The organism is Minwuia sp. IMCC3060 (genome assembly GCF_029909435.1).
Taxonomy (GTDB): Bacteria; Pseudomonadota; Alphaproteobacteria; order Minwuiales; family Minwuiaceae; genus Minwuia.
The window spans coordinates 1,906,985-1,930,831 of record NZ_CP123782.1 but is presented as its reverse complement, the minus strand read 5'-3'; the positions used below and the strand labels follow the sequence as shown (position 1 = coordinate 1,930,831).

Annotated in this window: 21 protein-coding genes and 1 pseudogene; 9 read left to right on the top strand and 13 right to left on the bottom strand. The window is 64.5% G+C overall.

The genetic code is table 11. The annotated features are described in order from the left end of the window. The first annotated feature begins 3 nt into the window (after positions 1-3). Complete coding sequence (locus tag QGV54_RS09065; RefSeq protein WP_281017163.1) at positions 4-1,644, top strand: AMP-binding protein; 1,641 nt, start codon at positions 4-6, stop codon at positions 1,642-1,644. Further along, complete coding sequence (locus QGV54_RS09060; RefSeq protein ID WP_281017164.1) at positions 1,641-3,173, top strand: acetyl-CoA acetyltransferase; 1,533 nt, start codon at positions 1,641-1,643, stop codon at positions 3,171-3,173. Before QGV54_RS09065 ends, QGV54_RS09060 begins: the two co-directional genes overlap by 4 nt. A 28-nt stretch (positions 3,174-3,201) precedes the next feature. Here QGV54_RS09060 and QGV54_RS09055 read toward each other — a convergent pair whose 3' ends face one another. The 5 genes from QGV54_RS09055 to leuA all read right to left on the bottom strand — a co-directional run bounded on the left by QGV54_RS09055 (position 3,202) and on the right by leuA (position 9,042). Further along, the gene (locus QGV54_RS09055) at positions 3,202-3,753 is read right to left on the bottom strand and encodes a histidine phosphatase family protein (protein ID WP_281017165.1); all 552 of its coding nucleotides are present in this window, start codon (positions 3,751-3,753) and stop codon (positions 3,202-3,204) included. A 49-nt stretch (positions 3,754-3,802) separates the two neighbouring features. Next, the gene (locus QGV54_RS09050; RefSeq protein ID WP_281017166.1) at positions 3,803-5,494 is read right to left on the bottom strand and encodes an amidohydrolase family protein; all 1,692 of its coding nucleotides are present in this window, start codon (positions 5,492-5,494) and stop codon (positions 3,803-3,805) included. Positions 5,495-5,550: 56 nt separating this feature from the next. Further along, entirely contained in the window at positions 5,551-5,991 is a 441-nt protein-coding gene (locus QGV54_RS09045) for a hypothetical protein (RefSeq protein ID WP_281017167.1), read from the bottom strand. Then, a complete protein-coding gene (locus tag QGV54_RS09040; protein ID WP_348637707.1) occupies positions 5,988-7,220 on the bottom strand; it encodes an MFS transporter in 1,233 nt (410 codons plus the stop codon). Before QGV54_RS09040 ends, QGV54_RS09045 begins: the two co-directional genes overlap by 4 nt. A gap of 130 nt (positions 7,221-7,350) precedes the next feature. Continuing rightward, entirely contained in the window at positions 7,351-9,042 is a 1,692-nt protein-coding gene (gene leuA / locus QGV54_RS09035) for a 2-isopropylmalate synthase (protein ID WP_281017169.1), read from the bottom strand. A gap of 368 nt (positions 9,043-9,410) precedes the next feature. On the opposite strand from leuA, the gene QGV54_RS09030 reads away from it, so the two are divergent. The 4 genes from QGV54_RS09030 to tatC all read left to right on the top strand — a co-directional run bounded on the left by QGV54_RS09030 (position 9,411) and on the right by tatC (position 12,091). Further along, positions 9,411-10,454 (top strand): ABC transporter ATP-binding protein, encoded by a 1,044-nt coding sequence (locus tag QGV54_RS09030; protein WP_281017170.1) that lies wholly within the window; start codon positions 9,411-9,413, stop codon positions 10,452-10,454. 73 nt (positions 10,455-10,527) lie between these two features. Beyond that, positions 10,528-10,740 (top strand): twin-arginine translocase TatA/TatE family subunit, encoded by a 213-nt coding sequence (locus QGV54_RS09025; RefSeq protein WP_281017171.1) that lies wholly within the window; start codon positions 10,528-10,530, stop codon positions 10,738-10,740. A gap of 47 nt (positions 10,741-10,787) precedes the next feature. Beyond that, positions 10,788-11,255: a Sec-independent protein translocase protein TatB gene (gene tatB / locus QGV54_RS09020; RefSeq protein WP_281017172.1), complete on the top strand. Its 468-nt coding sequence runs from the start codon at positions 10,788-10,790 to the stop codon at positions 11,253-11,255. Further along, positions 11,255-12,091, top strand: a complete 837-nt coding sequence (gene tatC, locus QGV54_RS09015; RefSeq protein ID WP_281017173.1) for a twin-arginine translocase subunit TatC — start codon at positions 11,255-11,257, stop codon at positions 12,089-12,091. Before tatB ends, tatC begins: the two co-directional genes overlap by 1 nt. 28 nt (positions 12,092-12,119) lie before the next feature. Here the strand turns inward: tatC and QGV54_RS09010 are convergent, their stop codons facing one another. Further along, positions 12,120-12,665: an Hpt domain-containing protein gene (locus QGV54_RS09010; protein WP_281017174.1), complete on the bottom strand. Its 546-nt coding sequence runs from the start codon at positions 12,663-12,665 to the stop codon at positions 12,120-12,122. A gap of 110 nt (positions 12,666-12,775) precedes the next feature. Between QGV54_RS09010 and QGV54_RS09005 the strand changes: the two genes are divergently transcribed. After that, positions 12,776-13,708 carry an MJ1477/TM1410 family putative glycoside hydrolase gene (locus QGV54_RS09005; RefSeq protein WP_281017175.1) on the top strand — a complete coding sequence of 311 codons (933 nt, stop codon included), beginning with the start codon at positions 12,776-12,778 and terminating at the stop codon, positions 13,706-13,708. On the opposite strand, the gene lpxK is transcribed toward QGV54_RS09005, so the two are convergent. The 3 genes from lpxK to QGV54_RS08990 are packed head-to-tail and all read right to left on the bottom strand — an operon-like array spanning position 13,662 to position 17,816. After that, a complete protein-coding gene (gene lpxK, locus QGV54_RS09000; protein WP_281017176.1) occupies positions 13,662-14,684 on the bottom strand; it encodes a tetraacyldisaccharide 4'-kinase in 1,023 nt (340 codons plus the stop codon). The genes QGV54_RS09005 and lpxK overlap by 47 nt on opposite strands. Next, entirely contained in the window at positions 14,681-15,958 is a 1,278-nt protein-coding gene (locus tag QGV54_RS08995; RefSeq protein WP_281017177.1) for a 3-deoxy-D-manno-octulosonic acid transferase, read from the bottom strand. The genes lpxK and QGV54_RS08995 overlap by 4 nt, the downstream gene beginning before the upstream one ends. A 4-nt stretch (positions 15,959-15,962) precedes the next feature. Beyond that, positions 15,963-17,816: an ABC transporter ATP-binding protein gene (locus QGV54_RS08990; RefSeq protein WP_281017178.1), complete on the bottom strand. Its 1,854-nt coding sequence runs from the start codon at positions 17,814-17,816 to the stop codon at positions 15,963-15,965. 195 nt (positions 17,817-18,011) lie between these two features. On the opposite strand from QGV54_RS08990, the gene QGV54_RS08985 reads away from it, so the two are divergent. Together QGV54_RS08985 and QGV54_RS08980 are read left to right on the top strand one after the other, a co-directional pair. Next, positions 18,012-19,223 carry an FAD-dependent oxidoreductase gene (locus QGV54_RS08985; RefSeq protein ID WP_281017179.1) on the top strand — a complete coding sequence of 404 codons (1,212 nt, stop codon included), beginning with the start codon at positions 18,012-18,014 and terminating at the stop codon, positions 19,221-19,223. A gap of 28 nt (positions 19,224-19,251) precedes the next feature. Beyond that, positions 19,252-19,566: a 2Fe-2S iron-sulfur cluster-binding protein gene (locus tag QGV54_RS08980; RefSeq protein ID WP_281017180.1), complete on the top strand. Its 315-nt coding sequence runs from the start codon at positions 19,252-19,254 to the stop codon at positions 19,564-19,566. Between the two features lie 73 nt (positions 19,567-19,639). On the opposite strand, the gene rimO is transcribed toward QGV54_RS08980, so the two are convergent. The 4 genes and pseudogenes from rimO to ugpA all read right to left on the bottom strand — a co-directional run bounded on the left by rimO (position 19,640) and on the right by ugpA (position 23,838). After that, the gene (gene rimO, locus QGV54_RS08975; protein WP_281017181.1) at positions 19,640-20,989 is read right to left on the bottom strand and encodes a 30S ribosomal protein S12 methylthiotransferase RimO; all 1,350 of its coding nucleotides are present in this window, start codon (positions 20,987-20,989) and stop codon (positions 19,640-19,642) included. A 39-nt stretch (positions 20,990-21,028) separates the two neighbouring features. Beyond that, positions 21,029-22,087 (bottom strand): annotated as a pseudogene (gene ugpC / locus QGV54_RS08970) (sn-glycerol-3-phosphate ABC transporter ATP-binding protein UgpC). A gap of 24 nt (positions 22,088-22,111) precedes the next feature. Continuing rightward, entirely contained in the window at positions 22,112-22,960 is an 849-nt protein-coding gene (gene ugpE, locus QGV54_RS08965; RefSeq protein WP_281017182.1) for a sn-glycerol-3-phosphate ABC transporter permease UgpE, read from the bottom strand. Then, positions 22,960-23,838, bottom strand: coding sequence for a sn-glycerol-3-phosphate ABC transporter permease UgpA (gene ugpA, locus QGV54_RS08960; protein WP_281017183.1), 879 nt, complete (start codon positions 23,836-23,838; stop codon positions 22,960-22,962). Before ugpA ends, ugpE begins: the two co-directional genes overlap by 1 nt. Positions 23,839-23,847 lie beyond the last annotated feature (9 nt).

The following is a 23,847-nucleotide window of genomic DNA, read 5'->3' as shown; positions in this document are numbered from 1 at the left end:
ACGATGACACTGACCATCGGAGAGGTGCAGGAGGCAATTGCCGCTGCGCTGCCGGATCGCGAGGCCATCGTGCATGGCGCGCGACGCATCAGCTACGCGGAACTGACCGACAGGACACGTCGGCTGGCCAACCTTTTCCTGGCGCACGGAATCAGCATCCATACGGATCGCGAGGCTCTTCAGGGCTGGGAATCCGGGCAGGATCATGTCGCGGTGCTGATGCACAATTGCCCCGCGTACATCGAGACCTTGCTGGGTGCTTACAAGGCGCGCGCCGTGCCCTTCAACGTCAATTACCGCTATGTGGCGGAGGAGATGGCGTATTTGTTCCGCGACGCCCGGCCCAGGGCGATTGTCTATCAGGCGAAGTTTGCCGCCGTACTGGCGGAGGTTCTGCCCCGGATCGCACCGCCGGTGCTGCTGCTGCAGGTGGCGGATGGTTCCGACGCGGCCCTGCTGCCGGGGGCGCTCGATTACGAGGCCGCGCTTGCTGATTCCACCGCCACGAAGCCGGATGTGACGCCGTCGCCCGACGACCTCTACTGCATGTACACCGGTGGCACGACTGGGATGCCGAAGGGCGTGCTGTGGCGACAGGAAGACTGTCTTGCCGCCAACCTGGACGGACGGGACCGGCATGGCGTGGCGATTCCGGACATTGCCGCGTACGTCGCGCGGGCACGGAAACGGACACACAACATCGTGCTGCCTGCACCGCCCTTCATGCATGGTGCGGGCTGTCAGACAGCACTGTCGGCGCTCTGCTCCGGCAATACGGTGGTCATCTCGAACGTGCCGGACAGGCTGGACACGGACGATCTGCTGGACACCATCGCGCGGGAGCGGATCACGATGCTGCTGCTGATCGGCGACGCCTATGGTCGCCCGCTGGTGCAGGCCGCACGGGACCGGGATCATGACTTTTCCAGCCTGAGCCTAATCGTGAACACAGGCGCGATCATGTCCCCGGCAACCAAGGCCGAACTGCTTCGCCTGGCACCCGGCGCGCGGGCCGTCGATGCCCTTGGCGCGTCGGAGAGTGGACCGCAGGCCATCCAGGTCACAGGGCCGGAAGACGATACGGGGGCCGCGTCGTTCCGGATTGCCGACGATGCGGTGGTCCTGAGTGCCGACATGACCGCCGAGCTGGCGCCGGGACACGAAGGTCTTGGCTGGCTGGCCAAGAGCGGTGCCGTTCCGCTGGGTTATCTGAACGACCCGGAGAAGACGGCGAAGACATTCCCGACAGTGAACGGCATCCGTTATGTCATCCCCGGCGACCGGGTGCGGTTGCTGCCGGGCGGCTTGCTGGAGTTTCATGGCCGCGAGTCCTTCACCATCAATTCGGGCGGGGAGAAGATCTTCGCCGAGGAAGTGGAACAGGCGATCAAGCATCACCCCGACGTTGCCGACGTGGTCGTCACAGGTCGGCCCAGCGAACGCTGGGGGCAGGAAGTCGTGGCCATCGTCCAGCCGGCCAATGGAGCCACGCCCGACCGGGCGGACCTGCTGGCGGAGGCTGAACGGCACATCGCGCGCTACAAGCTGCCGAAGGCCTTCCTGTTTCTCGACGCCATCCAGCGTGGACCCAGCGGCAAGACCGATGCGAAGTGGGCGCGCGCCAGGGCAGGGGATGCAACATGATCCGTGACGACACACCCATCCTGATCGGCGTCGGTCAGGTCACGGTTCGCGATGAACCGCTGGACGCGCTTTCCACGCCGATGGACCTGATGATCGGGGCGGCGATCCAGGCCGCTGACGATGCCCATGTGCAACGCCGCACGCTGGCCAGTCTGGATGCCGTGGTGGTGGTGAAGAGCTTCCGGGAGCCGATGCGGAATTCGCCCGCGACCCTTGCCCGGCATCTCGGTGCGACGCAGGCGGAAGCCTGGCTGACACCGGACGGCGGACAGGCCCCGCAGGCCCTGGTCAATCGTTTCGCCGCCGAGATCGCGGCAGGGCGCAAGCGTTTCGTGCTGCTGGCGGGGGCGGAGGCGATGGACAATGCCCGCCGCCTGATCAAGTCCGGCACCAAACCGGACTGGAGCCAGCCCGCCGACCGGGACGCGGACCTGCTCTGGCCCGACAAGCCCATGGTGACGGCGCATGAACGGGCCCATGGCATCTGGGCCGCCACCAACAATTACGCGCTGCTGGAGAATGCCTACCGCCATCATGCGGGTCACAGCATCGACGGACATCAGATGGCCATGGGCGAACTGTTCGCCGGCTTCACGGATGTTGCGGCGGAACAGGCCCATGCCTGGTTCCCGATCCGGCGCACGGCGGCGGAGATCGCTGAGACCGGTCCGAAGAACCGCTTCGTCGCCTGGCCCTACACAAAGTTCATGAACGCCATGAACCAGATCAACCAGTCGGCGGCGCTGCTGATGACCTCCGTGGGGGAGGCGCGGCGGATGGGTGTGCCGCAGGATCGCTGGCTGTTCCTGCACGGCTGCGCCGACACTACGGAACTCTGGTACATGCATGAGCGGCAGAACTATTTTGCCTCTCCCGCCATGCGCCTGATGGCCGAGCGCGCCTTTGCCATGGCCGGGCGCAGCATCGACGACATCGACCTGATCGACATCTATTCATGCTTCCCCAGTGCCGTGCAGATCGGACGCGATGCACTGGGCATTGCCCATGGCGATCCGCGCCCGCTGACGGTTACCGGTGGCCTGCCGTACCATGGCGGGGCGGGAAACAACTACTCGATGAATGCCATCGCCAACATGGCCGACCGCCTGCGCGCCGCCCCGGGCCAGCTCGGACTGGTCACGGCGAACGGTGGCTATCTGAGCAAGCACGCTGCCGGTATCTGGTCCACGGAACCGGTTTCGGGCGACAGACCGTGGCAGCGGGAGGATTCGGCCAGCTATCAGCCGCAGATCGACGAACTGCCGCGTCCCCCGTTCACCGAAACGCCATCAGGCACGGGCGAGATCGAGACATGGACGGTCACTTTCGACCGCAGTGGCGAACCGACCGGCGCGATCATCATTGGCCGACTGGGTGCCCATGATGACCCGCAGGCGACGCGTTTCGTCGCCAATGCAGCGGATGACCGGGCCTTGTTGCGCGCAATGACGGAGGCGGATCTGGTGGGTGTCTCCGGAACCGTGACGGTCAACGAAGCACAGGGGCGCAATCTGTTCACGGCGGGCTGAAACCCGTTTCAGCGCCCGCGGTTGCGCCTCACAGATCCAGCGTATGCACTTCCGCATTGTTCAGGAAACGGTCGATCAGCATGTAGAAGAAGGTGCCGTGGCCGACGACGGCGATGTGTTCCTCCGGGCGGCTGGCGATCCAGCCACGGAAGCGTTTCACCCGGTCCATCAGCACGTCCTGCGGCTCCCGGATGAACGGTCCGTCGTGGCCGTCCTCCGTATGCCACCAGGGATCATCCAGATGATCGAAGGTCAGGTGCGGGAAGTCGTTCACCAGCTCGGCGGGTGACCGGCCGACATCGCAGCTTGCCGCCAGATGCTCCCGGTGAATGGCCTCCACCTGCACAGGCAGTTCACGCCCGCCGAAGGCCCCCATGCTGGTCTGGATCGCACGGGTGAAGGGGCTGGTGACCACCAGATCAACCGGCACATCGGCCATCTGGCTGCGCAGCTCCGCCACCTGTTCCTGGCCGAGGTCGGACAGGGGGGCATCGAACAGCATCGGATCGACGCCGGTCAGCGACATCTGTGCGTTGAAGGTCGACTGGCCATGGCGGATCAGGTGGACGGTACGGGCCACGCGGCTCCTCCGGAAAAGTCTGGTTGCTGGCTGTCAGTACGGCGGGTGATCAGCCCCGGATCAACCGACCGGGGCGATTGCCGGTCAGCTCGCTGTTGTTCAGCGTCTCGATACCCGAGACGAACGTGTGGCGATAGCCACTGGAGCGCTGGATCAGGCGTTTTCCGCCGGCAGGCATGTCGTAGACCACCTCCGGCTTCAGGGCGCGCAGGTTGTCGAAGTCGATGACATTGATGTCTGCCTTCATGCCCGGTGCCAGCAGCCCGCGATCCGTGAGGCCATAGGTGAGGGCGGTATCGCGCGTCTGCTTCTTCACCAGATGGGGCAGGGGAATGCCTTCGCCGCGTTTCCGGTCGCGTCCCCACAGGGTCATCAGCGTCGTCGGCGAACTGGAGTCGCAGATCAGGCCCACATGCGCACCGCCATCGGCCACGCCGCAGACCGTCTCCGGGTCCAGCAGCATCTCCCGGATCACATCCAGGTTGCCCGCGTTGTAGTTCTCGAACGGGTACAGCATGATCGCCTTGCCGTCCTGTTCCATCAGCATCTCCAGCGCCTTGGCCCAGGGATCGACCCCTTCGCGCTTCGCCAGCGCGGCAATGCTGTTCGCGAGGTCGGGTTCGTAGTCCAGCGGTTCCTGCAGGCGGCAGGCGCGGGTCATGGCGAAGTCCATCCACTTGGTGTGGCCGTTGTCCGGCCGCTCATTGATCAGGCGATCCCGCAGGTCGGCGTCACTGTTCAGCCGCTGATAGCGTTCCGCCGGCGTCAGGTCGGCCAGAGCCCGCCAGGTCCGGTGGGTCATGAAGGGATGCACGGAGGTTTCCAGCCCCATCAGGATTCCGATCGGGCGGCTGGAAACCTGGCCATTCACCTTCTGCCCGGCCGCGTTGGCGGCACGGATCCCGGCACGGGTGTCGAGCCAGCGATCCGGTGCATTGTCGACCTGGATCAGCAGCACCGAGAGAGGCCGCGTGGATTCGGCGGCCACGGCCCGCAGGGTCTCGAAATCGCCGGGTTCGAAGTCGGAATTCACCTGGATGATGCCACGACCTGCACGCTTCATCGCATGGGCCAGCCCGACCAGTTCCGGTTCCCGCGCGGTCAGCGAAGGGGTGAAACGCCCGTCCGCCGCCTTGTGCTTGATGGTGCGCGACGTGGAGAAGCCCAGCGCACCGGCGCCTAGCGCTTCCTCCAGCAGCAGGCCCATGCGCTTGATCTCGTCTTCCGTCGGCAGGGACCCGTGATCCGCGCCCCGGTCGCCCATGCAGTAGAACCGCAGCGCGGCATGGGGCACCTGGGTGCCGATATCCATGGTGCGGTCGGTTTCGGCCAGCACGTTGAGGAAGTCGGGAAAGCTCTCCCAGCGGAAATCGATGCCTTCGGACAGCACGATCTCGGGAATGTCCTCCACCCCCTCCATCAGGTTGATCAGATAGGGCTCGGAGCCGGGTTTCACCGGCGCGAAGCCGACACCGCAATTGCCGAAGACGGTGGTGGTTACGCCATGCCACGAACTGGGCGTCAGGTCCGCGTCCCAGGTCGCCTGGCCGTCATAATGGGTGTGTATGTCGACCCAGCCGGGGGTCACGAGCGCGCCGTCCGCCTGCACTTCCCGTGTCGCCGGGCCAGCCTTGCCCTCGACGGAGACAATCACCCCGTCCTTCACCGCAACATCCGCCGTGCGCGGCGCGCCGCCGCTGCCGTCGATGACCGTGCCGCCCCGAATGACCAGATCGAACATGTCTGCCTCCCCTGACAATTGCCGGGGATCATACGGCGCGGAGGGCAGCGGCTCAATCAGGCATGCAGAGGGATGGGCATGCGGTCAGGGGCGACGAAGCTGTAGCGGGCGGTGTCGGAGAAGAGATGCTCGCGGCTGTAGTGCGTCAGCATGATGTCCTGCATCAGCAGGCGCGGATTGGCATCGATGAAGGCATCTGCCGATTCCGCAGGTACCGGGTCACTGTGCATGAAGTGATGCACGGCCAGTATCCAGGCGCGCGTGACCGTCTCATGGTACTTCGCCGCCGGATCGACACCCAGATGCGCCAGCAGGTTCGTGATGGCTGCCTTCATGCGGACGCAGGCCGTCTCCGGATCGGAAGTGACCAGATAGATGTAGGCCAGCCGGATATGCTGGCGATGGCGGAAGTCCGCCGGGGCGACACGATACGCCTCGAAGTCATCGCGCCAGGCCAGATCCGCTTCGCTTGCCTGATGGAGGGCTTTGCCTGTCATGGTGTGATCCTCAGCTTGCCGGGCACCGTTCGCACCTTGCGCGGTGCCGCGATCCAGATAGCAAGCGCCGAAACGATGGACAAGCCGATGGCCAGCATGAAGGCCATCCGATAGCTGCCGGTCGCGTCGTAGATCATTCCGGTGACCCAGGGTCCGGCGGCGCCGCCACTGATCAGGGCGACCGAGAGGACACCGAAGATGGAGCCATAGTGCGGTCCCTCGAATATCTCCGCCACGATCGGTCCCATGACGGATGTCACCGCATAGCCCAGGCACCCCTGCGCAATGACCATGACATAGAGGAGGAAGGGCGATGGCTGGTTCTCCAGCGCGATCAGGGTCACGAAACAGATCAGGAAGCCCAGGCAGCCGAGGCTCCAGACCGCTTCCCGTCCCACCCTGTCGGACAGCGCGCCCAGGCCGATCTGTCCCGGAATCGCGACGATGCTGACCAGGCCAAGTGCCCACCCGGCCATGATGGGGTCGAAGCCGGATTCGATCAGGAAGGTCGTCTGATGCACCTGCACCGCATACCAGGTGTAGGTCGCCATGAAGAATCCGAACGCCAGCCACCAGAACCGCCCGGTGCGCAGGGCACGGGCAAGCGTCCAGTCCTGTGCGGCCCATTCCCGGTCAACGATGTTGTCGCGCGTCGTCTCGCCCGCCTTCGGGATAGGAAGTGGGATACCGTCCGGCACCTGGCCGATGTCCGCGGGCTTGTGGCGGACCAGCAGGTTCAGCGGTGCGATCAGGCAGACGACCATCAGGCCCATCGCCCAGCAGGCTTCGCGCCAGCCGAGGTCGATGATGATCGACTGCAGCAGCGGCAGGATGATGATCGCCCCGACACCCACCCCCGAGAAGGCGATGGAGATGGCCAGGCCACGCCGACGGGCGAACCAGTTCGGCAGGTAGAGGGACTGGGCGGTGAAGGTCATCATGTTGGCCCCGCCGCCGACCAGCACGCCCAGGGTGGCGTAGAGGTGCCAGGGGACCGTCATCATGGGGGCCAGGAACAGTCCGGCGGCCAGCAGCACCACCCCGCATTCGATCACCAGCCGCGGGCCGTAGCGGTCCATGGCCCGCCCGACGATGGGGCTGAGGATGGCGGAAACCAGAAAGCCGAAGGAGAAGGCACCGGCGACCAGTCCCCGGTCCCAGCCGTACTCCGCCGTCAGAGGCGGCAGCATCAGGGAGAAGCCGGTGCGCGCGCTGACGCCGATCGCCATGGTGATGAAGGCCACGCCGATGACGATCCAGCCATAGAAGAATGGCAGGCGCGCGGACCAGTGGGGCACGGGCGCGTTCACCGGCGTGGGGCGGGCGCAGCGTTGTCGCGCTGCACCCGTTCCTTGCGCATCAGCCGCTGACCGTCGAGAGACGGTTCACGGCGGAGACGATGGCCTTCAGGGAGGCCGTGGTCGTGTTCTCGTTGATGCCGACGCCGAACCGCTGCTCCCCATGTGCATTGGCCAGACGGATGAAGCAGACCGCGCGGGTGCGCGACCCACGCTCGCTGGCGTGGATGGCATGTTCGCGATAGTCGGTCAGGTTGGCATTGATCCCGAACTGTTCCTTCAGCCCGGTGAAGAAGGCATTGATCGGACCATTGCCTTCCCCGGAGATCGCCACCGATTCACCACCATGGCCAACAACCGCCGTGACGACGGAATTGCCGTCGACCGTGTCGGACGATGCGACCTTGTAGGACTCGAGCGTGAAGGGGGTGTCGGTCTCCAGATAGGTCTTCTCGAAGGTCTCGAAGATGTCATCACCGGACATTTCCTTGCCCGTCGTGTCCGTGATCTTCTGCACCACCTGGCTGAACTCCACCTGCAGCAGACGGGGCAGTTCGATGCCGAAGTCATTCTCCATGATGTAGGCAACGCCACCCTTGCCGGACTGGCTGTTGACCCGGATGATTCCTTCGTAGGCACGACCCACATCCATCGGATCGATGGGCAGATAGGGGACTTCCCAGAGACCGTCGTTGGAACTGCGTACAGCCGTCATGCCCTTCTTGATCGCGTCCTGGTGCGATCCGGAGAAGGCCGTATAGGCGAGTTCGCCCGCATAGGGGTGGCGCTGGTGCACCGGCAACTGGTTGCAGTGCTCTGCCACCGCAATGGACTCCGTGATGTTCGTGAAATCCAGTTGCGGATCAAGGCCCTGGGTGAACATGTTCAGCGCCAGGGTGACCAGATCCACGTTGCCCGTGCGCTCGCCGTTGCCGAACAGGGTACCTTCGATCCGGTCCGCGCCGGCCATCACGCCCAGCTCCGTCGCCGCAACGGCGGTGCCGCGGTCGTTGTGCGGATGCAGGCTGAGGATCACCGAATCCCGGTCACGCAGGTTCCTGTGCATCCATTCGATCTGGTCCGCATAATAGTTGGGCGATGCCATCTCCACCGTTGCAGGCAGGTTGATGATGATCGGGTTCTCCGGGGTCGGTTCGAACACGTCCATCACCGCGTGGCAGACGTCTCGGGCATACTCCAGTTCCGTGCCGGTGAAGCTCTCCGGGCTGTACTCGATCCGCACGTTCTGGCCTTCCAGCGTCGGGATCAGGCTCTTGACCTTCTTCGCGCCCTCGACCGCGATCTCCGTGATGCCGTCCTTCTCCAGCCCGAAGACGACCCTGCGCTGTACGGTGGAGGTCGAGTTGTAGAGGTGGATGATGACGTTCTTCGCGCCCTTCACGGCCTCGAACGTCCGTTCGATCAGGTGATCGCGGGCCTGCGTCAGGACCTGGATCGTGACGTCGTCCGGGATGAGGTCGTGGTCGATGATGTGGCGCACGAAATCGAAATCGGTATCGGAGGCAGCGGGAAAACCGACCTCGATTTCCTTGAAACCCACGGCGAGCAGGTGACGGAAGAAGCGCAGCTTCTTGTCGCCGTTCATCGGCTCGATCAGGGCCTGGTTGCCGTCACGCAGATCGACGGAGCACCAGATCGGTGCCTTGTCGATGGTCCGCGTCGGCCACTGCCGGTCAGGCAGGTCGATCTGCGGGAAGGCGCGGTACTTGTGGGTATTGGGCATGCTTGTCATTGGTTCGGTCTCCGGATGCTCGGCGCATGTTCACGTCAGTTCCGGCTCAAGCGCGCCACTGACGCCAGTCCTGGCAGTGGGGCAGCGCGACGGGCGGGCCGGTATGGGTTCTGGTGAATCGCTTGAAGGAAATCTCGGGGTCCTGAATTACGGGACCCCACGCACAGGGGCTTTACCCGACTCTAGCTGAGAGCCGGGATACCTAGGTCGAGGCCGATTAGGCGAATGTGGACCGGTGCGTACATGCGGCGAACGTTAGCCACGGACCGGTTAACCGTCAATTACCAAAAGAACGATTGTCGCCGTCGCGACTTGGCTTCCGAACCGCGAGCGACTATCAGGAAGCAGATCATGCAGGCGGAGCAACCTTGACCACCTTGTCATTCCAGAACGTCAGTCACCGGTTCGGGGACTTCCAGGCCGTGGACGCGCTGTCGCTGGAGATGGCCGAAGGGGAGATCGTCTGCCTGCTGGGTCCGTCCGGCTGTGGCAAGACCACCAGCCTGCGTCTGGCCGCCGGACTGGAAACCCTGCAGGAGGGCCGGATCAGCATTGATGGCCAGACGGTCGCGGAGCCGGGATTCAGCGCCCCGCCCGAGACCCGTCGCATCGGCATGGTGTTTCAGGATTATGCGCTGTTCCCGCATCTGAGCGTTGCCGACAATGTCGGCTTCGGACTGCCTGCCGCGTCGCGCAAGGCGCGTGTGGCCGAAGTGCTGGCGCGTGTCGGACTGCAGGAACGCGCCGGCGTTTTTCCGCACCAGCTCTCGGGTGGCGAGCAGCAACGGGTCGCCCTGGCGCGGGCGCTGGCTCCGGCGCCGCGCCTGATGCTGATGGACGAACCCTTCGCCAATCTGGACGTGACCCTGCGCAATGCCGTCCGTGACGAAACGCTGGCGCTGCTGAAACGCCTGGGCGCGACGGTGATGCTGGTGACCCATGACCCGGAGGAGGCCATGCGCATGGCCGACCGGATCGCCGTCATGCGGGCGGGAAAGCTTGTCCAGTTCGGCCCCGCGACGGATGTCTATCTCAAGCCCGTGAACCGTTTCATGGCGACATTCTTCGGTGCGGCGAATGACATTCCGGCGATGGCGGAGGGGGATCGGATCACCACCGCCTTCGGCGTGCTGCCCCAGCCGGACGGCATGCGCTCGGGACCTGTCGAGATGCTGGTCAGGCCGGAAGGCGTCATGCTGGGCGGGCAGGGGAATGAGGACCTGTCGGCAGAGATGACGGTTGCCGACATCCGGCTGATCGGTCCCTACTGGCGGGTGAAACTGACCGGTGCCGGGCTGCCCAACCTGCGGGCGCGCACGATCCATCGTCCGCCGCCTCCGGGAAACACGGTACGTGTGGCATTCGATCCGGAGCGCGTAATCCTTTTCCCATCTGGTACGGATGGCCTATAAGGACCACATGAGAAGTTCCCCGGTCGCCAATCGGGCGGGGGCAACACGAAACTGATTTATGGGAGTTTCCCCTATGGGTTCATTCAGCATCTGGCACTGGATCATCGTGCTGGCGGTCGTGCTGATCCTCTTCGGCGGCGGTGGCAAGATCTCCCGTCTGGCAGGCGATCTGGCCGGCGGCATCAAGAGCTTCCGCAAGGGCATGAAGGATGAGGATGCCCCGGAGGGCAGTGAGCAGCAGCACGCCAAGGTTTCCGAGGAAAAGGACAAGGCCGCACAGGGCTGATTCCGCACCTGGTCCCGCGACCCTGAACAGACGGCTGGACTGCAAACATGCTTGATCTCGGTTGGACGGAACTGCTGGTTATCGGCATTCTGACCATCCTCATCTTTGGTCCGAAGGAACTGCCGGTTGTCTTCCGAACCGTCACGCAGTGGCTGGGGAAGGCGCGCTCCGTCGCGCGTGAATTCCAGCGCACGGTCGATGACATGGCACGTGAGACGGAACTGGACGAGATCCGCAAGGCGGCGAAGAACGCCGCATCCGAGATGAACACCATGGTGGATCCGACCGGCAGCATGGACGGCCTGTTCGACGATCCGGACAAGCCGAAGTCAAAGCCGAATTCCGCGTCCCAGCCCCAGTCGATGCCGGACACCCCCCGCCCGGATACGCCCCGCGAGCCATCGGGCGTGAATGATGCTCCGGCGGTCGGCAGCACTTCCACGGTGGCCGAGACGCCCGCGACCGCGGAGCCGGAGAAGGCGCCAACCCCTGAGCAGAAGGGCGGACAGGCCTGATGTCGGAGAGCGCGAAGATCGGTGGGCCGGGGGACGATGTTCTCGACGACGATGATCCGGAATCCGGCAAGCAGCCGTTGCTGCAGCACCTGATCGAGCTTCGCAACCGTCTGCTCTATTCGGTGGCGGCCATCTTCGTTGCCTTCATCTTCTGCTTCATCTTCGCGGAAGACATCTATGCGGTGCTGATGCGCCCGCTGGTGGATGTGCTGGGGGAGGATTCGGGGCGTCGGATGATCTTCACCGCCCTGCATGAGGCCTTCTTCACCTACATCAAGGTCGCATTCTGGGCGGCCTTCATCCTGGCCTTCCCGATCATTGCCTCGCAGATCTACATGTTCGTGGCGCCCGGACTTTATGACAACGAGAAGGGCGCGTTCCTGCCCTTTCTGGTGGCGACCCCGATCCTGTTCATCATCGGCGGCAGCATGGTCTATTTCCTGGTCATGCCGCTGGCCTGGGAATTCTTCCTGTCATTCGAGGCGCCGGGATCACATGGGGAGCTGGCGATCCAGCTCGAGCCAAAGGTGAATGAATATCTCAGCCTGGTGATGAAGCTGATTTTCGCCTTCGGCCTGTGCTTCCAGCTTCCGGTGCTGCTGACGCTGCTGGCCAAGGTCGGTCTTGCGTCCGCAAGTGGTCTCAGGGCCAAGCGCAAGTACGCGATCGTCGGCGTGTTCGTGGTGGCGGCCGTCGTGACGCCGCCGGATCCGATCAGCCAGCTTACCCTGGCGATCCCGATCATCGTGCTCTACGAGATCTCGATCCTCTGCGCGGTCTACGTGGAGAGGAAGCGCCGCGAGAAGGAAGCCGCACTGGACGCGGAGCAGGCCTGACGGGGCTTCCGGGTAGCTCGCTGGGCCTCTACAGGCTCGCCCTGACGGTCTTCTTTCCGATCAACTCGTGCAGGCTGCGCACGATTTCCTGACCTGTCGGATCATCGCTGCCCTTCACGTCGAAGCGCAGGATCGCATGCAAGGCCTCCATATGTGCCATCAGCACGGGAATGTGATCGAGCGACAGGTCATCCTGACTGTCGAGGAAATTGCAGAGGTTGTCGGCAACGGAGGTCAGCAGGGTATAGCCAAACGTGCTGCCCTGGCCCTTCACGTTGTGGGAAATGTCGTAGATTTTCTCCCGCTTGCCCGCGAGTTCGTCGTTGCCCTCGACACATTCGGTCAGGATGCCGCGCAGTTCGGCCACGTCCTCCAGCGCCCAGACACGGAATTCGCCGGCCATCTCCTGAATGGCCATCTCCGCCTCCTTGACGAGGGCCGGATCAACTCTTTCACCGGGGCCGGTCTTGGCACGGAGCGTATTCGGCACATGTATGATCTGGTGTTCGCCCGCGACGAGTTCGCCCATCGGATCGGCATCGTCCAGGTCGGTGTCGATTAGGGAGGCCGTCATCATCTGCTCCGGCAGTGGGTTTCCAGGTTCGTGCTTGCAAACCTTCTTAACCGTGGCCCGGTAAAGATTGTCATAATGGATAACCCCCGAAATGCGGAAGGAGAGGCGGCATGTGCTGGATTCGGACAAGGCTGCTTCTGATGGTGCTGGTGATGACTATGGCAGGTGGCGGTGCACGGGCGGACCTTTCGGGCGTACGGCATTTCACCTACTGGCTGGCCAATCCCAGCCCCGCGCTGATCTCGGCGAGCGGCTTCGACATGGCGGTCGTCGACTATTCCCGTGACGGTTCGGGTGGGCAGGCGTTCAGCCGCGAAGACGTGGCCCTGATGCAGCGGAAACCGGACGGGGAGCGCCGTGTGGTCCTTTCCTATCTGTCGGTGGGGGAAGCGGAGGACTACCGGTTCTACTGGAAACCGGAATGGTCGACGCAGGCCCCGTCCTGGCTGGAAGCCGAAAACCCGGACTGGGAAGGCAATTTCAAGGTGCGCTACTGGGATCCGAACTGGAAACGCATCATCTTCGGCAGTCCCGATGCCTATCTGGACCGCATCATCGCCGCCGGGTTCGACGGTGTGTATCTCGATATCATCGACGCCTACTGGTACTTCCAGGAAAAGGGTCGGGAAACGGCGGCGAAGGAGATGACGGATTTCGTCATGGAACTGGCGGCCTATGCACGCGCGAAGGTGCCCGGATTCCGCATCGTGCCGCAGAATGCGGAGGATCTGATGGCCGATCCGGCCTATCTGGCCACTGTCGATGGTTTGGGGAAGGAAGATGCCTTCTTCGGCTGGGACGGCGATGGCGTGCCGAACGCCGACGAGTCTACGGCCTGGATCATGCAGCACCTGAAACTGATCACCGATGCAGGCAAGCCGGTGTTCCTGATCGAGTATCCCTCAGATCCCGACCGGATCCGGGAGGCCTACGGGAAGGGCCGTGATGCAGGGCTGATACCCTATGCAACGGTCAGGGCACTTGACCGCATGGTGGTCAATCCGGGTCTCGATCCGGCCGTGCCGGGGCTGCTTGGGCGATAGATCCTGCAGTCAGGGGCAGCAGTAGGGATTCCAGCATGTCGGGGCGCTGGAACTCGAGATGAATATCCACGGGCCTGAACAGGTCCCTGGCCACTGCGGGCAGACGTACATGGTCCTTGGCGGTTGTCACGGGGATCGCGTCCAGGGATCGCGCGCGGTCAACGGCGCGCAAGATGTCGTCGCCGCTGAAGACATGGTGATCGGGGTGGGCCAGCAGGTCCATCACCTGCGCCCGCATTTCCAGCAGGGTCTCCGCGAACTTGTCCGGTCGGCCAATTCCGGTCATGGCCACCACCCGCTGACCGGCCAGATCCATGGCGGAGCGGTCGGGCACGATGTGGGCTCTCAGCACCGGCAGGCTGGTGCGTGTGATGGCGCCGGGAACCATGCCGTTGCCAATGGCGATGACGGCATTGGCGCGTGCCAGCCCTTCCGTTGCCGGTTCCCTGAGCGGACCTGCCGGGATCACGCGCCCATTGCCGAGACCGAATCCCAGATCCACCACGATGATCGAAAGATCCCGCGCCAGGGAGGGATTCTGATGCCCGTCGTCCATCAGGATCAGATCCGCGCCCTCAGCCGCCAGCTTCGCCCCGGCCACTCGGTCGGCGGCGATGAAGGTCGGGGCAATGCGGGCGTGCAGCAGGGCCTCGTCCCCGACCTCGGCCACGCCGTGACTGGCCGGGTCGACCCTGTGTGCGCCGTTGGAAGAAAGCCTGCCGCCATGTCCACGCAGCAGGATATGGACAGTCCTGCCCTGCGCCTGGAACCAGATAGCCAGCGCCGCAACCGTTGGGGTCTTGCCCGCACCGCCCGCGGTCAGATTGCCGACACAGATCACAGGCACGGGCGCACGCCAGGGCCTTGTCCTGCGGCGTCGCAGGCGTGTTGCCGCTGACCAGAGCCAGCTTGCCGGCGTCAGGGCCGGGGCGATCAGGGAGCGGCGACCGCCCTGCCAGAAGGCCGGGGCCTTCACGGCAACGGTTCCGGGGGCAGGAAGGGGCCGATCTCCGCCAGAACCCGCGACAGCACCCCATCGTGGGCCGCCGTCGTCTCCAGACAGCGTGATCTGGCAGCGGCAAGCTCCTCAGGCGTCGTCAGCAATTGCCGGACGGTTTCCGGCAGCATGGCGGCATCATCCACCCGGATCATGGCGCCGGCTGCCTGCATCTCCTCGGCCACAGCCTGGAAATTGTCCATCGCGGGTCCGCAAACGGGCACGACACCCAGACGCGCGGCCTCCAGCAGGTTCTGGCCCCCGTGCGGGATGAAGGAGCCACCGATCACCGCCAGTGGTGCCAGCCGGTAGAACAGGCCGAGTTCCCCCATGGTGTCCGCGAAATGGACGGCGCAATCCGCATTCGGGTCTTCACCCTGACTGCGAAAGGAGAGCGACATCCCCTTATTCATGAACGCCTTTGCCATGTCGCTTGCCCGCACGGGGTGGCGCGGCACGACGATCAGCAGGGCGTTTGCATCATCCTGCATCAGATGCCTGTGCGTGGCAGCGAGTGCCTCTTCCTCACCAGGATGCACGCTCGCCGCGATCCAGACCGTCCGGTCCCCGACACGGGTCCGCAGGCGGGCGAGTTCCGTATTGTCCACCGGCAGTGGTTCGGCAGCATGTTTCAGGTTGCCCGCTTCCGTCACAGTCCCCGCATCCAGTGCCCTGAACCTTGCCGAATGCTCCGCTGACTGGCTCAGGATCAGGGCGAACCGGCGCAGCAGGCCGCTTATCAAGGGGCGTATCAGCTTCCAGCGGCCGAAGGATCGCGCGGACATGCGCCCGTTGAGCAGGATCAGGGGCTTCCCGGTCCTGTGCATGGCTCGGATCAGGCCGGGCCAGAGTTCACTCTCCACCCAGAAGGCGGCATCCGGGCGCCAGTGCGCGATGAAACGCGCGGTCGCACCGGGCAGATCCAGCGGCACGAACTGGTGGAATGCGCCGGCGGGCAGGCGGTCCTGCAACAGTCTGGCCGAGGTGACGGTCCCGGTCGTCACCAGAATGGCGATGTCGGGGCGGTCGGTTCTCAGCCGGGCGATCAGGGCGAGCACGGACTGGGCCTCCCCCACACTCGCCCCGTGAATCCAGATCAGGGGTCCTGCGGGGCGCGCCATCCCCGCATGGCCCAGACGTTCGCCGGTACGTGCCGGGTCTTCCTTGCCCTGTTTCAGACGATGGCGCAGCAGGCCGGGTGCCAGAGGCGTCAGCAGCGCCCCGACCCCGCCATAGAGCAACTGGCCGACCAAGACCTCAGTCCGCGCCGACAGCAGCCGCCCCGGCGGATGCGGGCATCTCGCCCGTGCTGTCAGCATAGAGTTCGGCGTAACGGCCGTTGCGGGCGAGCAGTTCGCCGTGCGAGCCGCTCTCGGCGACCTGGCCATCCTCGATCACATAGATCCGGTCGGCGTTCACGACGGTGGTCAGGCGATGCGCCACCATGATGGTGGAGCGTCCTTTCGCCAGGCGGGCGAGGGCGGCCTGCACCTTGCGTTCCGATTCCGTGTCGAGCGCCGAGGTGGCCTCGTCCAGCAGCAGGATCGGGGCGTCGCGCAGCATGGCCCGCGCGATGGCGATGCGCTGCCGCTGGCCACCACTCAGCCGGAACCCGGCCGCACCGACGACGGTCTCGTATCCCTGCGGCAGGTTCTGGATGAAGCCGTGCGCGTTGGCCGCAATTGCCGCCGCCTCGATCTGGTCCGACGTGGCGTCGGGTCGGCCATAGGCGATGTTGGCGCGAATGGTGTCGTCGAACAGGGCCGTATCCTGTCCGACGAAGCCCATGGCGGCGCGCAGGCTGGCGGCGCTGACCTGGTCCACAGGCTGGCCGTCGATCTCCACGGTGCCGGAACTGGTGTCGTAGAAGCGGGCGGTCAGGTTCAGGATGGTGGACTTGCCGCCGCCGGAACCACCGACCAGGGCGATGGTCTCACCGGGCTGGCAGTCCAGGCTGATACCGCGCAGGGCCGCCGTGCCGTCGGGGTAGGCGAAATGCACGTCGCGGAAGCGGACCTCGCCACGGTCCACCTTCAGTTCGCGACCATTGGAGCGGTCCTCGATCTCCGGCAGGCCGTCGATGGACTGGAACAGGCGGTCCGCGGCGGCGAGGCCGGATTGCAGCGCGGCGGTCAGCTTGCCCAGGCGGCGGATCGGCTGTGCCATCATCAGCAGCGCGGTCAGGAAGGCGAAGAATTCACCCGGCGTCATGTTGCCCGCGAGCACCCGGTGTCCGCCGAAGTAGATGATCGCGGCGATCGCGATACCGACGAAGACCTCGATCAGCGGCGTGATCAGCGACCGGGCACGCAGGTTCTTGATGAACATGTTCTCCCGCGCGTCCATCACCTGCGAACCGCGTTCCACCTCATAGGCTTCGCGGCCATAGGCCTTCACCTGTCGCACACCGGAAAGCGTATCGTCGAGGAAGGAGGAGAGGGAGCCGGAGGTCTGCTGGATGCCTTCCGAGGACTTCCGCGACAGCCGCCCGATCCGCAGCATCGGCAGTGCCGTCGCGGGCAGGATCAGGGACGCGATCAGTGCCATCTGCCAATCCTTGGTGAACATCACCACGATCAGGAAGACAGCGGTCAGCATGTCCTTGCAGAGCGCGACCGTCGTTGTCGCCAGCGCCTCCCGCAGCACGACGGTGTCGGTCAGGAATCGGCTGATGAACTCGCCCACCGTTTCCAGATGAAAGAACCGCAGATCAGCGCGGATCAGGCGACGGTAGAGATGCTTCTGGATGTCCGTCACGACCCGGAAGCCGACAGCCCGTATCGTGAAATGCTGCAGGTAGGTGGAGACGGCCAGGACGCAGAAGATGCCGATCATGATCAGCGGGATGACGACGAGCTGGCTCTCGTCGCCGTTGATGAAGATGTCGTCGATCACCGGCTCCAGCTGATGCACGATCAGCGCCGTGCAACCCGCCACCAGGATGACCGCAATGATTCCGATGATCAGCTCGGTCAGATACTGCGTCACATACTCCGACCAGATTCGCCGGATCAACACACCGGTCGAGGCACGTGCCCGCTTTCCCGGTGCCTCTGGCGCAGGTGGTGTGGGCGTCGCATCCTGTGCGTCACGGCTGTTGGTCTCGGTCAACGGATCGGGTTCCCTGAATTGTCTGGGGCGGCGAAACATAGCAGCATCAACCGCAGTCGTCCGCCCCACCAACGCGGCGACTGATCGCACCCCACGCGGCGGGTTCCACTTGGGTGCGGCCTTGGGTATGTACAAGGGGCCGGTCGCGCATGTCAGGTGACAGCGCGGCGCCCGCGCGATGAAGGATCCAGGCGCATGAGCGAGCATATTGTGATTGTCGGAGCCGGCCATGCCGGGGGCACGCTCGCGACCCAGCTTGCCCGGGCAGGGGACCGCTTCCGCATCACCCTGATCGGCGCGGAGAACTGGCCGCCCTATGAGCGCCCGCCGCTGTCGAAGCAGTTGCTGATGGGAGAGGTGCCGACGGAGAAGGTCTTTCTGCGGCCGGAGAGCTTCTACGCCGACAAGGGCGTCGATCTTCGGCTGGGGACCGAAGTCACGTCGATCGACAGGGCAGGCAAGACAGTCACGCTGGCGGGCGGCGAATCGCTCGCCTACGACCGGCTGGCACTCTGTACGGGCACCGCGATCCGCGAGATTCCGGTGGCCGGGCGCGATCTGCCAGGGGTTCACTATATTCGCACCATCGACGACACCCTCGCGATCCGGGAGAAAGCCGGGTCCGGCGCCAGGGTCGTGATTGCCGGTGGTGGCTACATCGGGCTGGAGGCTGCGGCAGCGCTGCGCAAGCTTGGCTGCGACGTGACCGTGATCGAGATGATGGACAGGGTCATGGCGCGGGCGGTGGCGGAGCCGGTGTCGCGCTTCTACGAGGCGGCCCACCGGGCCGAAGGGGTGCATATCCTGCTGGAGACCGGTGTTGCGGAGATCGGCGGAAACGGCAGGGCCGAGTACGTGGCGGACAGCCATGGCCATGTGCATCCCGCCGACATCGTGCTGGTCGGCATCGGTGTCGTGCCGGTGGTCGCGCTGGCAGCTGATGCGGGACTGGCGGTCGATGACGGCATCGTCGTCGATGCACGGGCGCGGACGTCCGATCCGGACATTTTTGCCGCCGGGGACTGCACCCGGCATCCGAACGCGCTGCTGGGCCAGACCGTGCGACTGGAATCGGTCCAGAATGCCGTCGATCAGGCCCGCTGCATTTCGAACGAACTCACCGACAAGGGCGCGGACTATGCGGAGGTGCCCTGGTTCTGGTCCGACCAGTATGACCTGAAGATGCAGATGGCTGGACTGCCCGCCCCCGATGACCAGGTGGTGGTGCGCGGCGGCCCTGACAGCCGGTCCTTCTCCGTCTTCTACCTGCGGGACGGCAAGGTCTCCGGCGTGAACGCCATCAATGTCGGCGCCGACTATGTGCGCGGGCGCAAGTGGATCGGGGAGGGGCGCACGGTCGATGCCGCCCGTCTTGCCGACACCGAAATACCGATCAAGGAAGTCTGATACTCATTCCAGGGAGGGCCCGGACAGCATGCCGGTCATTCACATCACCAATCGCGCTGGCGCGGAATCAACGCTGGAGGCCGAGAGCGGCATCTCCATCATGGAGAACCTGCGCGACAACGACTACGAGATCGATGCGATCTGCGGTGGCTCCTGCGCCTGTGCCACGTGCCACGTCTATGTCGATGAAGCCTGGGCGGCAAGGCTGCCGGCACAGGATGACGACGAGAAGGGCCTGGTCGAGGACGAGCCGACCTACAAGCCAAATTCCCGCCTGTCCTGCCAGATCGAGATGACCGACGCCCTGGACGGCCTGAAACTCACCATCGCGCCGGAGGCCTGAGATCTGAACGGGAGCGACTGATCTGAACGGGGTCAACTGATCTGCGCGGACGGGGGCCAGCGACGGACCCCTCTCAGACCAGCTGACCCCAGAGGTCGTAGTGGTCCGCCTCGGTGATCTCGACGCGGACCATGTCACCGGGTTCCAGTTCGGTTTCGCCATTGATGAAGACGCAGCCGTCAATGTCGGGCGCATCGGCCTTGGATCGGGCGATGGCGCCGTCCTCATCGACCTCGTCGACCAGCACCTCGTATTCCCAGCCGATCTTCTGCTTCATGCGCTGTTCGCTGATGGCCTGCTGGGTCTGCATGAACCGGTGCCAGCGCTCTTCCTTCACTTCTTCCGGCACCGGGTTCGGCAGGTCGTTCGCGGCTGCCCCGGCGACAGGCTCGTAGCGGAAGCAGCCGACGCGGTCCAGTTGCGCCTCCTGCAGCCAGTCGAGCAGGAACTGGAAGTCCGCCTCCGTCTCGCCCGGGAAACCGACGATGAAGGTGGAGCGCAGGGTGAGGTCCGGCACGTCATGGCGCCAGCTCCGGATCCGGTCGAGCGTCTTTTCCTGCGCGGCCGGGCGGCGCATGGCCTGCAGCACCGTCGGGCTGGCGTGCTGGAACGGGATGTCGATGTAGGGAAGGATTTTCTCCTCCGCCATCAGCGGGATCAGCCGGTCCACATGCGGGTAGGGGTAGACGTAGTGCAGTCGGACCCAGACACCGAAACGGCCCAGCGCCTCGGCCAGGTCGAACACATGGGCATTGATCTGCTCCCCATGCCAGGGGGTTGATGCATGGCGGATATCCACGCCATAGGCCGAGGTGTCCTGGGAGATCACCAGCAGTTCCTGCACACCGGCCTCGACCAGTCGCTCCGCCTCATAGAGCACCTTCGCTGCTGGTCGGCTGACCAGCTTGCCGCGCAGGTCAGGGATGATGCAGAACTTGCAGGAATGATTGCAACCCTCTGAAATCTTGAGATAAGCATAGTGGCGTGGAGTCAGTTTCAGGCCTGCTTCCGGGACCAGGTTGAGCCAGGGTTCGTGGGCGGGCGGCACATGGGCGTGCACGGCCTCGACCACCTGCTCGTACTGATGCGGCCCGGTGACGGCCAGAACGCCGGGATGGCTCTGGCGGATCGCGGTCTCGTCCACGCCCATGCAGCCGGTGACGATCACGCGACCGTTCCGGGACATGGCTTCGCCGATGGCCTCCAGGCTTTCCGCCTTGGCGCTGTCCAGGAAGCCGCAGGTATTGACGATCACGGCGTCCGCATCGGCGTACTCGGGCGAGAGCTCATAGCCCTCCGCCCGCAGCGAGGTGATGATCCGTTCCGAATCCACCAGGGCCTTGGGACAGCCCAGGGAAACGATGCCGATCTTCGGCGCGGCGGAGCCGCGGCCGGAAGCTGTCTTGTCAGATGCTGTTGTCATGCGCGCGCTTCTACGCGAGGTCGCGCCGCAGGGAAAGGGTCAGATCGCACGGCCTGTCTGCTGATCGAACATGGACACCGCCTCCGCCTGGACCTCGATGTTCAGGGTGTCGCCGGCGGACAGACGGGAATGGCGGGGCAGCCGCACACATAGCCGTGCTTCGTCCCGGACCAGATGGGCGATCTGATCCGCACCCAGTACCTCCACATGCTCCACGGTCATGGCCGATCCCGTGTCGGCGTTGCAGGGCAGGACATTCTCCGGCCGGATGCCGATCTGTATCTCCAGTCCCGGAGATACCGGTCGGGGCAGGGGCAGGCGCAGACCGGGCGCGATGTCCGCCTGCCGGCGATCATCACAGACGGTCGCCGTCAGCAGGCTCATTGGCGGGGCACCGATGAAGCCCGCAACAAAGCTGGTGGCCGGGCGTTCGTATATCTCGTCCGGCGTTCCCACCTGTTCGGCCACACCGTTGTTCATGACAACGATCCTGTGGCCCAGGGTCATGGCCTCCACCTGATCGTGGGTGACATAGAGCGACGTGATCCCCGTCTCCTGCTGAAGACGGTGGATCTCCAGCCGGGTCTGCACGCGCAGACGGGCATCGAGGTTCGAGAGCGGTTCATCGAACAGGAAGACGCGGGGCTCGCGGATGATGGCACGTCCCATCGCGACCCGCTGACGCTGGCCACCCGACAGCTCGCGCGGCTTCCTGTCGAGCAGATGCCCCAGTTCCAGCATCCCGGCGGTTCGCCTGACACGTTCGGCGATCTCCTCCTTCGGCAGGCCGCGGATCTTCAGACCGTAGGCCATGTTCCGCTCCACCGTCATGTGCGGATAGAGGGCATAATTCTGGAAGACCATGGCGATGTCCCGCTCCGCCGGTTCCAGGTCATTGACGACCTTGCCATCGATCAGGATCTCGCCGCCCGAGATGATCTCCAGTCCCGCCACCATGCGCAGCAGCGTGGACTTGCCACAGCCGGACGGTCCCAGGATGACGATGAATTCGCCCTGCCGGACCTGCAGGTCGATGCCGTGAACGACCTAGTTGGCACCATAGGACTTCTTCACGCCACGCAGTTCGATGGTGCTCATGTGTCTGCTTTCATCGCTTGGGACTCACTTCTCTGTCTCGATCAGGCCCTTGATGAACTGCCGCTGCATGAGGATGACGATGAGCGCGGGCGGCAGCATGGCCAGCATCGCCGTCGCCATCACGTGGTTCCAGACGGGCAGCTGCTCGGCGGCACTGACCATGCGCTGGATACCCATGACGACGGTGTAGTAGCTCTCGTCCGTCGTGATCAGCAGGGGCCAGAGGTACTGGTTCCAGCCATAGATGAAGAGGATGACGAACAGGGCGGCGATATTGGTGCGGGAGAGGGGCAGCAGCACATCGATGAAGAACCGGACCGGACCCGCGCCGTCCATGCGCGCGGCCTCCACCATCTCCTTCGGCACGGTCATGAAGAACTGACGGAACAGGAAGGTGGCGGTGGCGGATGCGATCAGGGGGATCGAAAGGCCTGCGTAGGAGTTCAGCATGCCCAGGTCGGCCACCACCTTGAAGGTGGGCAGGATGCGGACTTCCACGGGCAGCATCAGCGTGACGAAGATCAGCCAGAAGACCCCCATGCGGAACGGGAAGCGGAAATAGACGATGGCATAGGCGGCGATGATGGAGATCGCGATCTTGCCGATGGCGATCGACAGGGCCATGACCAGGCTGTTCAGCATCATCACCCCCACGGGCACGCCGCCTGCGCCCGTGATGCCGCCGGAGAGTACCTCGGCGTAGTTCTGCCAGAGCTGGTCGCCGGGCCACATGGGGATGGGCGCCCGCAGCAGTTCCTCGGACGCATGGGTCGAGGCAACGAAGGTGATCCAGATCGGCAGCAGCGTCACGGCAACGCCGAGCAGCAGCAGGATGTGGGAATTGGCGTTCAGGATCGGGCGGTTCTCGACCATCAGTAGGCCACCTTGCGCTCGACATAGCGGAACTGGACCACAGTCAGCGCGATGACGATGGTCATCAGGATGACGGACTGCGCTGCGGACCCACCCAGATCCAGGCCGACGAAACCGTCGGAATAAACCTTGTAGACCAGGATCTGCGTCGCACCCGCCGGACCGCCCTCCGTCGTGGCATGGATCAGGCCGAAGGTGTCGAAGAAGGCATAGACGACGTTCACCACCAGCAGGAAGAAGGTCGTCGGCGACAGCAGGGGGAGGATGATGCTCCAGAACCGCCGGACAGGCCCCGCGCCGTCGATCGCGGCAGCCTCGATCAGGCTCTTCGGGATCGCCTGCAATCCTGCAAGGAAGAACAGGAAGTTGTAGCTGATCTGCTTCCAGGCGGCGGCCATGATCACCAGCAGCATGGCATCCGTGCCGCTCGCGTGGTGGTTCCAGTCATATCCTGCGCCCTTCAGCAGCCATGACAGGATGCCGACCGTCGGATTGAACATGAAGAACCAGAGCACGCCAGCCAGCGCCGGGGCGATTGCATAGGGCCAGATCAGGAGGGTGCGATAGGTGCTGTTGCCCCGCACCACCCGGTCGGCATTGATCGCCAGCAGCAGCGAAAGGACCATGGAGAGTGCCGCAACGGCGAAGCTGAAGACAAAGGTGATCCGGAAGCTTTCAAGGAATAGCGGATCCGCAAACAGGTCGGCGAAGTTCTCGAAGCCGACGAACTCCTGTGACAGACCCCAGGCATCCTCGCGCAGCACGCTTTGCCAGAGTGCCTGACTGGCAGGCCAGATGAAGAAGACCAGCGTGATGGCCAGCTGCGGCAGCACCAGCAGCCAGGGCAGCATCCGGTGGCGATAGGGTGAACTGTTCATGTGGTCCGG

What these genes read in the sequence shown, in the direction of transcription:
- QGV54_RS09065 (WP_281017163.1), top strand. Translation starts at nt 4, where the DNA reads ATGACACTGACCATCGGAGAGGTGCAGGAGGCAATTGCCGCTGCGCTG.
- QGV54_RS09060 (WP_281017164.1), top strand. Translation starts at nt 1,641, where the DNA reads ATGATCCGTGACGACACACCCATCCTGATCGGCGTCGGTCAGGTCACG.
- QGV54_RS09050 (WP_281017166.1), bottom strand. Translation starts at nt 5,494, where the DNA reads ATGTTCGATCTGGTCATTCGGGGCGGCACGGTCATCGACGGCAGCGGC.
- QGV54_RS09045 (WP_281017167.1), bottom strand. Translation starts at nt 5,991, where the DNA reads ATGACAGGCAAAGCCCTCCATCAGGCAAGCGAAGCGGATCTGGCCTGG.
- QGV54_RS09040 (WP_348637707.1), bottom strand. Translation starts at nt 7,220, where the DNA reads ATGGCGATCGGCGTCAGCGCGCGCACCGGCTTCTCCCTGATGCTGCCG.
- leuA (WP_281017169.1), bottom strand. Translation starts at nt 9,042, where the DNA reads ATGACAAGCATGCCCAATACCCACAAGTACCGCGCCTTCCCGCAGATC.
- QGV54_RS09025 (WP_281017171.1), top strand. Translation starts at nt 10,528, where the DNA reads ATGGGTTCATTCAGCATCTGGCACTGGATCATCGTGCTGGCGGTCGTG.
- tatB (WP_281017172.1), top strand. Translation starts at nt 10,788, where the DNA reads ATGCTTGATCTCGGTTGGACGGAACTGCTGGTTATCGGCATTCTGACC.
- tatC (WP_281017173.1), top strand. Translation starts at nt 11,255, where the DNA reads ATGTCGGAGAGCGCGAAGATCGGTGGGCCGGGGGACGATGTTCTCGAC.
- QGV54_RS09010 (WP_281017174.1), bottom strand. Translation starts at nt 12,665, where the DNA reads ATGACGGCCTCCCTAATCGACACCGACCTGGACGATGCCGATCCGATG.
- QGV54_RS09005 (WP_281017175.1), top strand. Translation starts at nt 12,776, where the DNA reads ATGTGCTGGATTCGGACAAGGCTGCTTCTGATGGTGCTGGTGATGACT.
- QGV54_RS08985 (WP_281017179.1), top strand. Translation starts at nt 18,012, where the DNA reads ATGAGCGAGCATATTGTGATTGTCGGAGCCGGCCATGCCGGGGGCACG.
- QGV54_RS08980 (WP_281017180.1), top strand. Translation starts at nt 19,252, where the DNA reads ATGCCGGTCATTCACATCACCAATCGCGCTGGCGCGGAATCAACGCTG.
- rimO (WP_281017181.1), bottom strand. Translation starts at nt 20,989, where the DNA reads ATGACAACAGCATCTGACAAGACAGCTTCCGGCCGCGGCTCCGCCGCG.
- ugpE (WP_281017182.1), bottom strand. Translation starts at nt 22,960, where the DNA reads ATGGTCGAGAACCGCCCGATCCTGAACGCCAATTCCCACATCCTGCTG.
- ugpA (WP_281017183.1), bottom strand. Translation starts at nt 23,838, where the DNA reads ATGAACAGTTCACCCTATCGCCACCGGATGCTGCCCTGGCTGCTGGTG.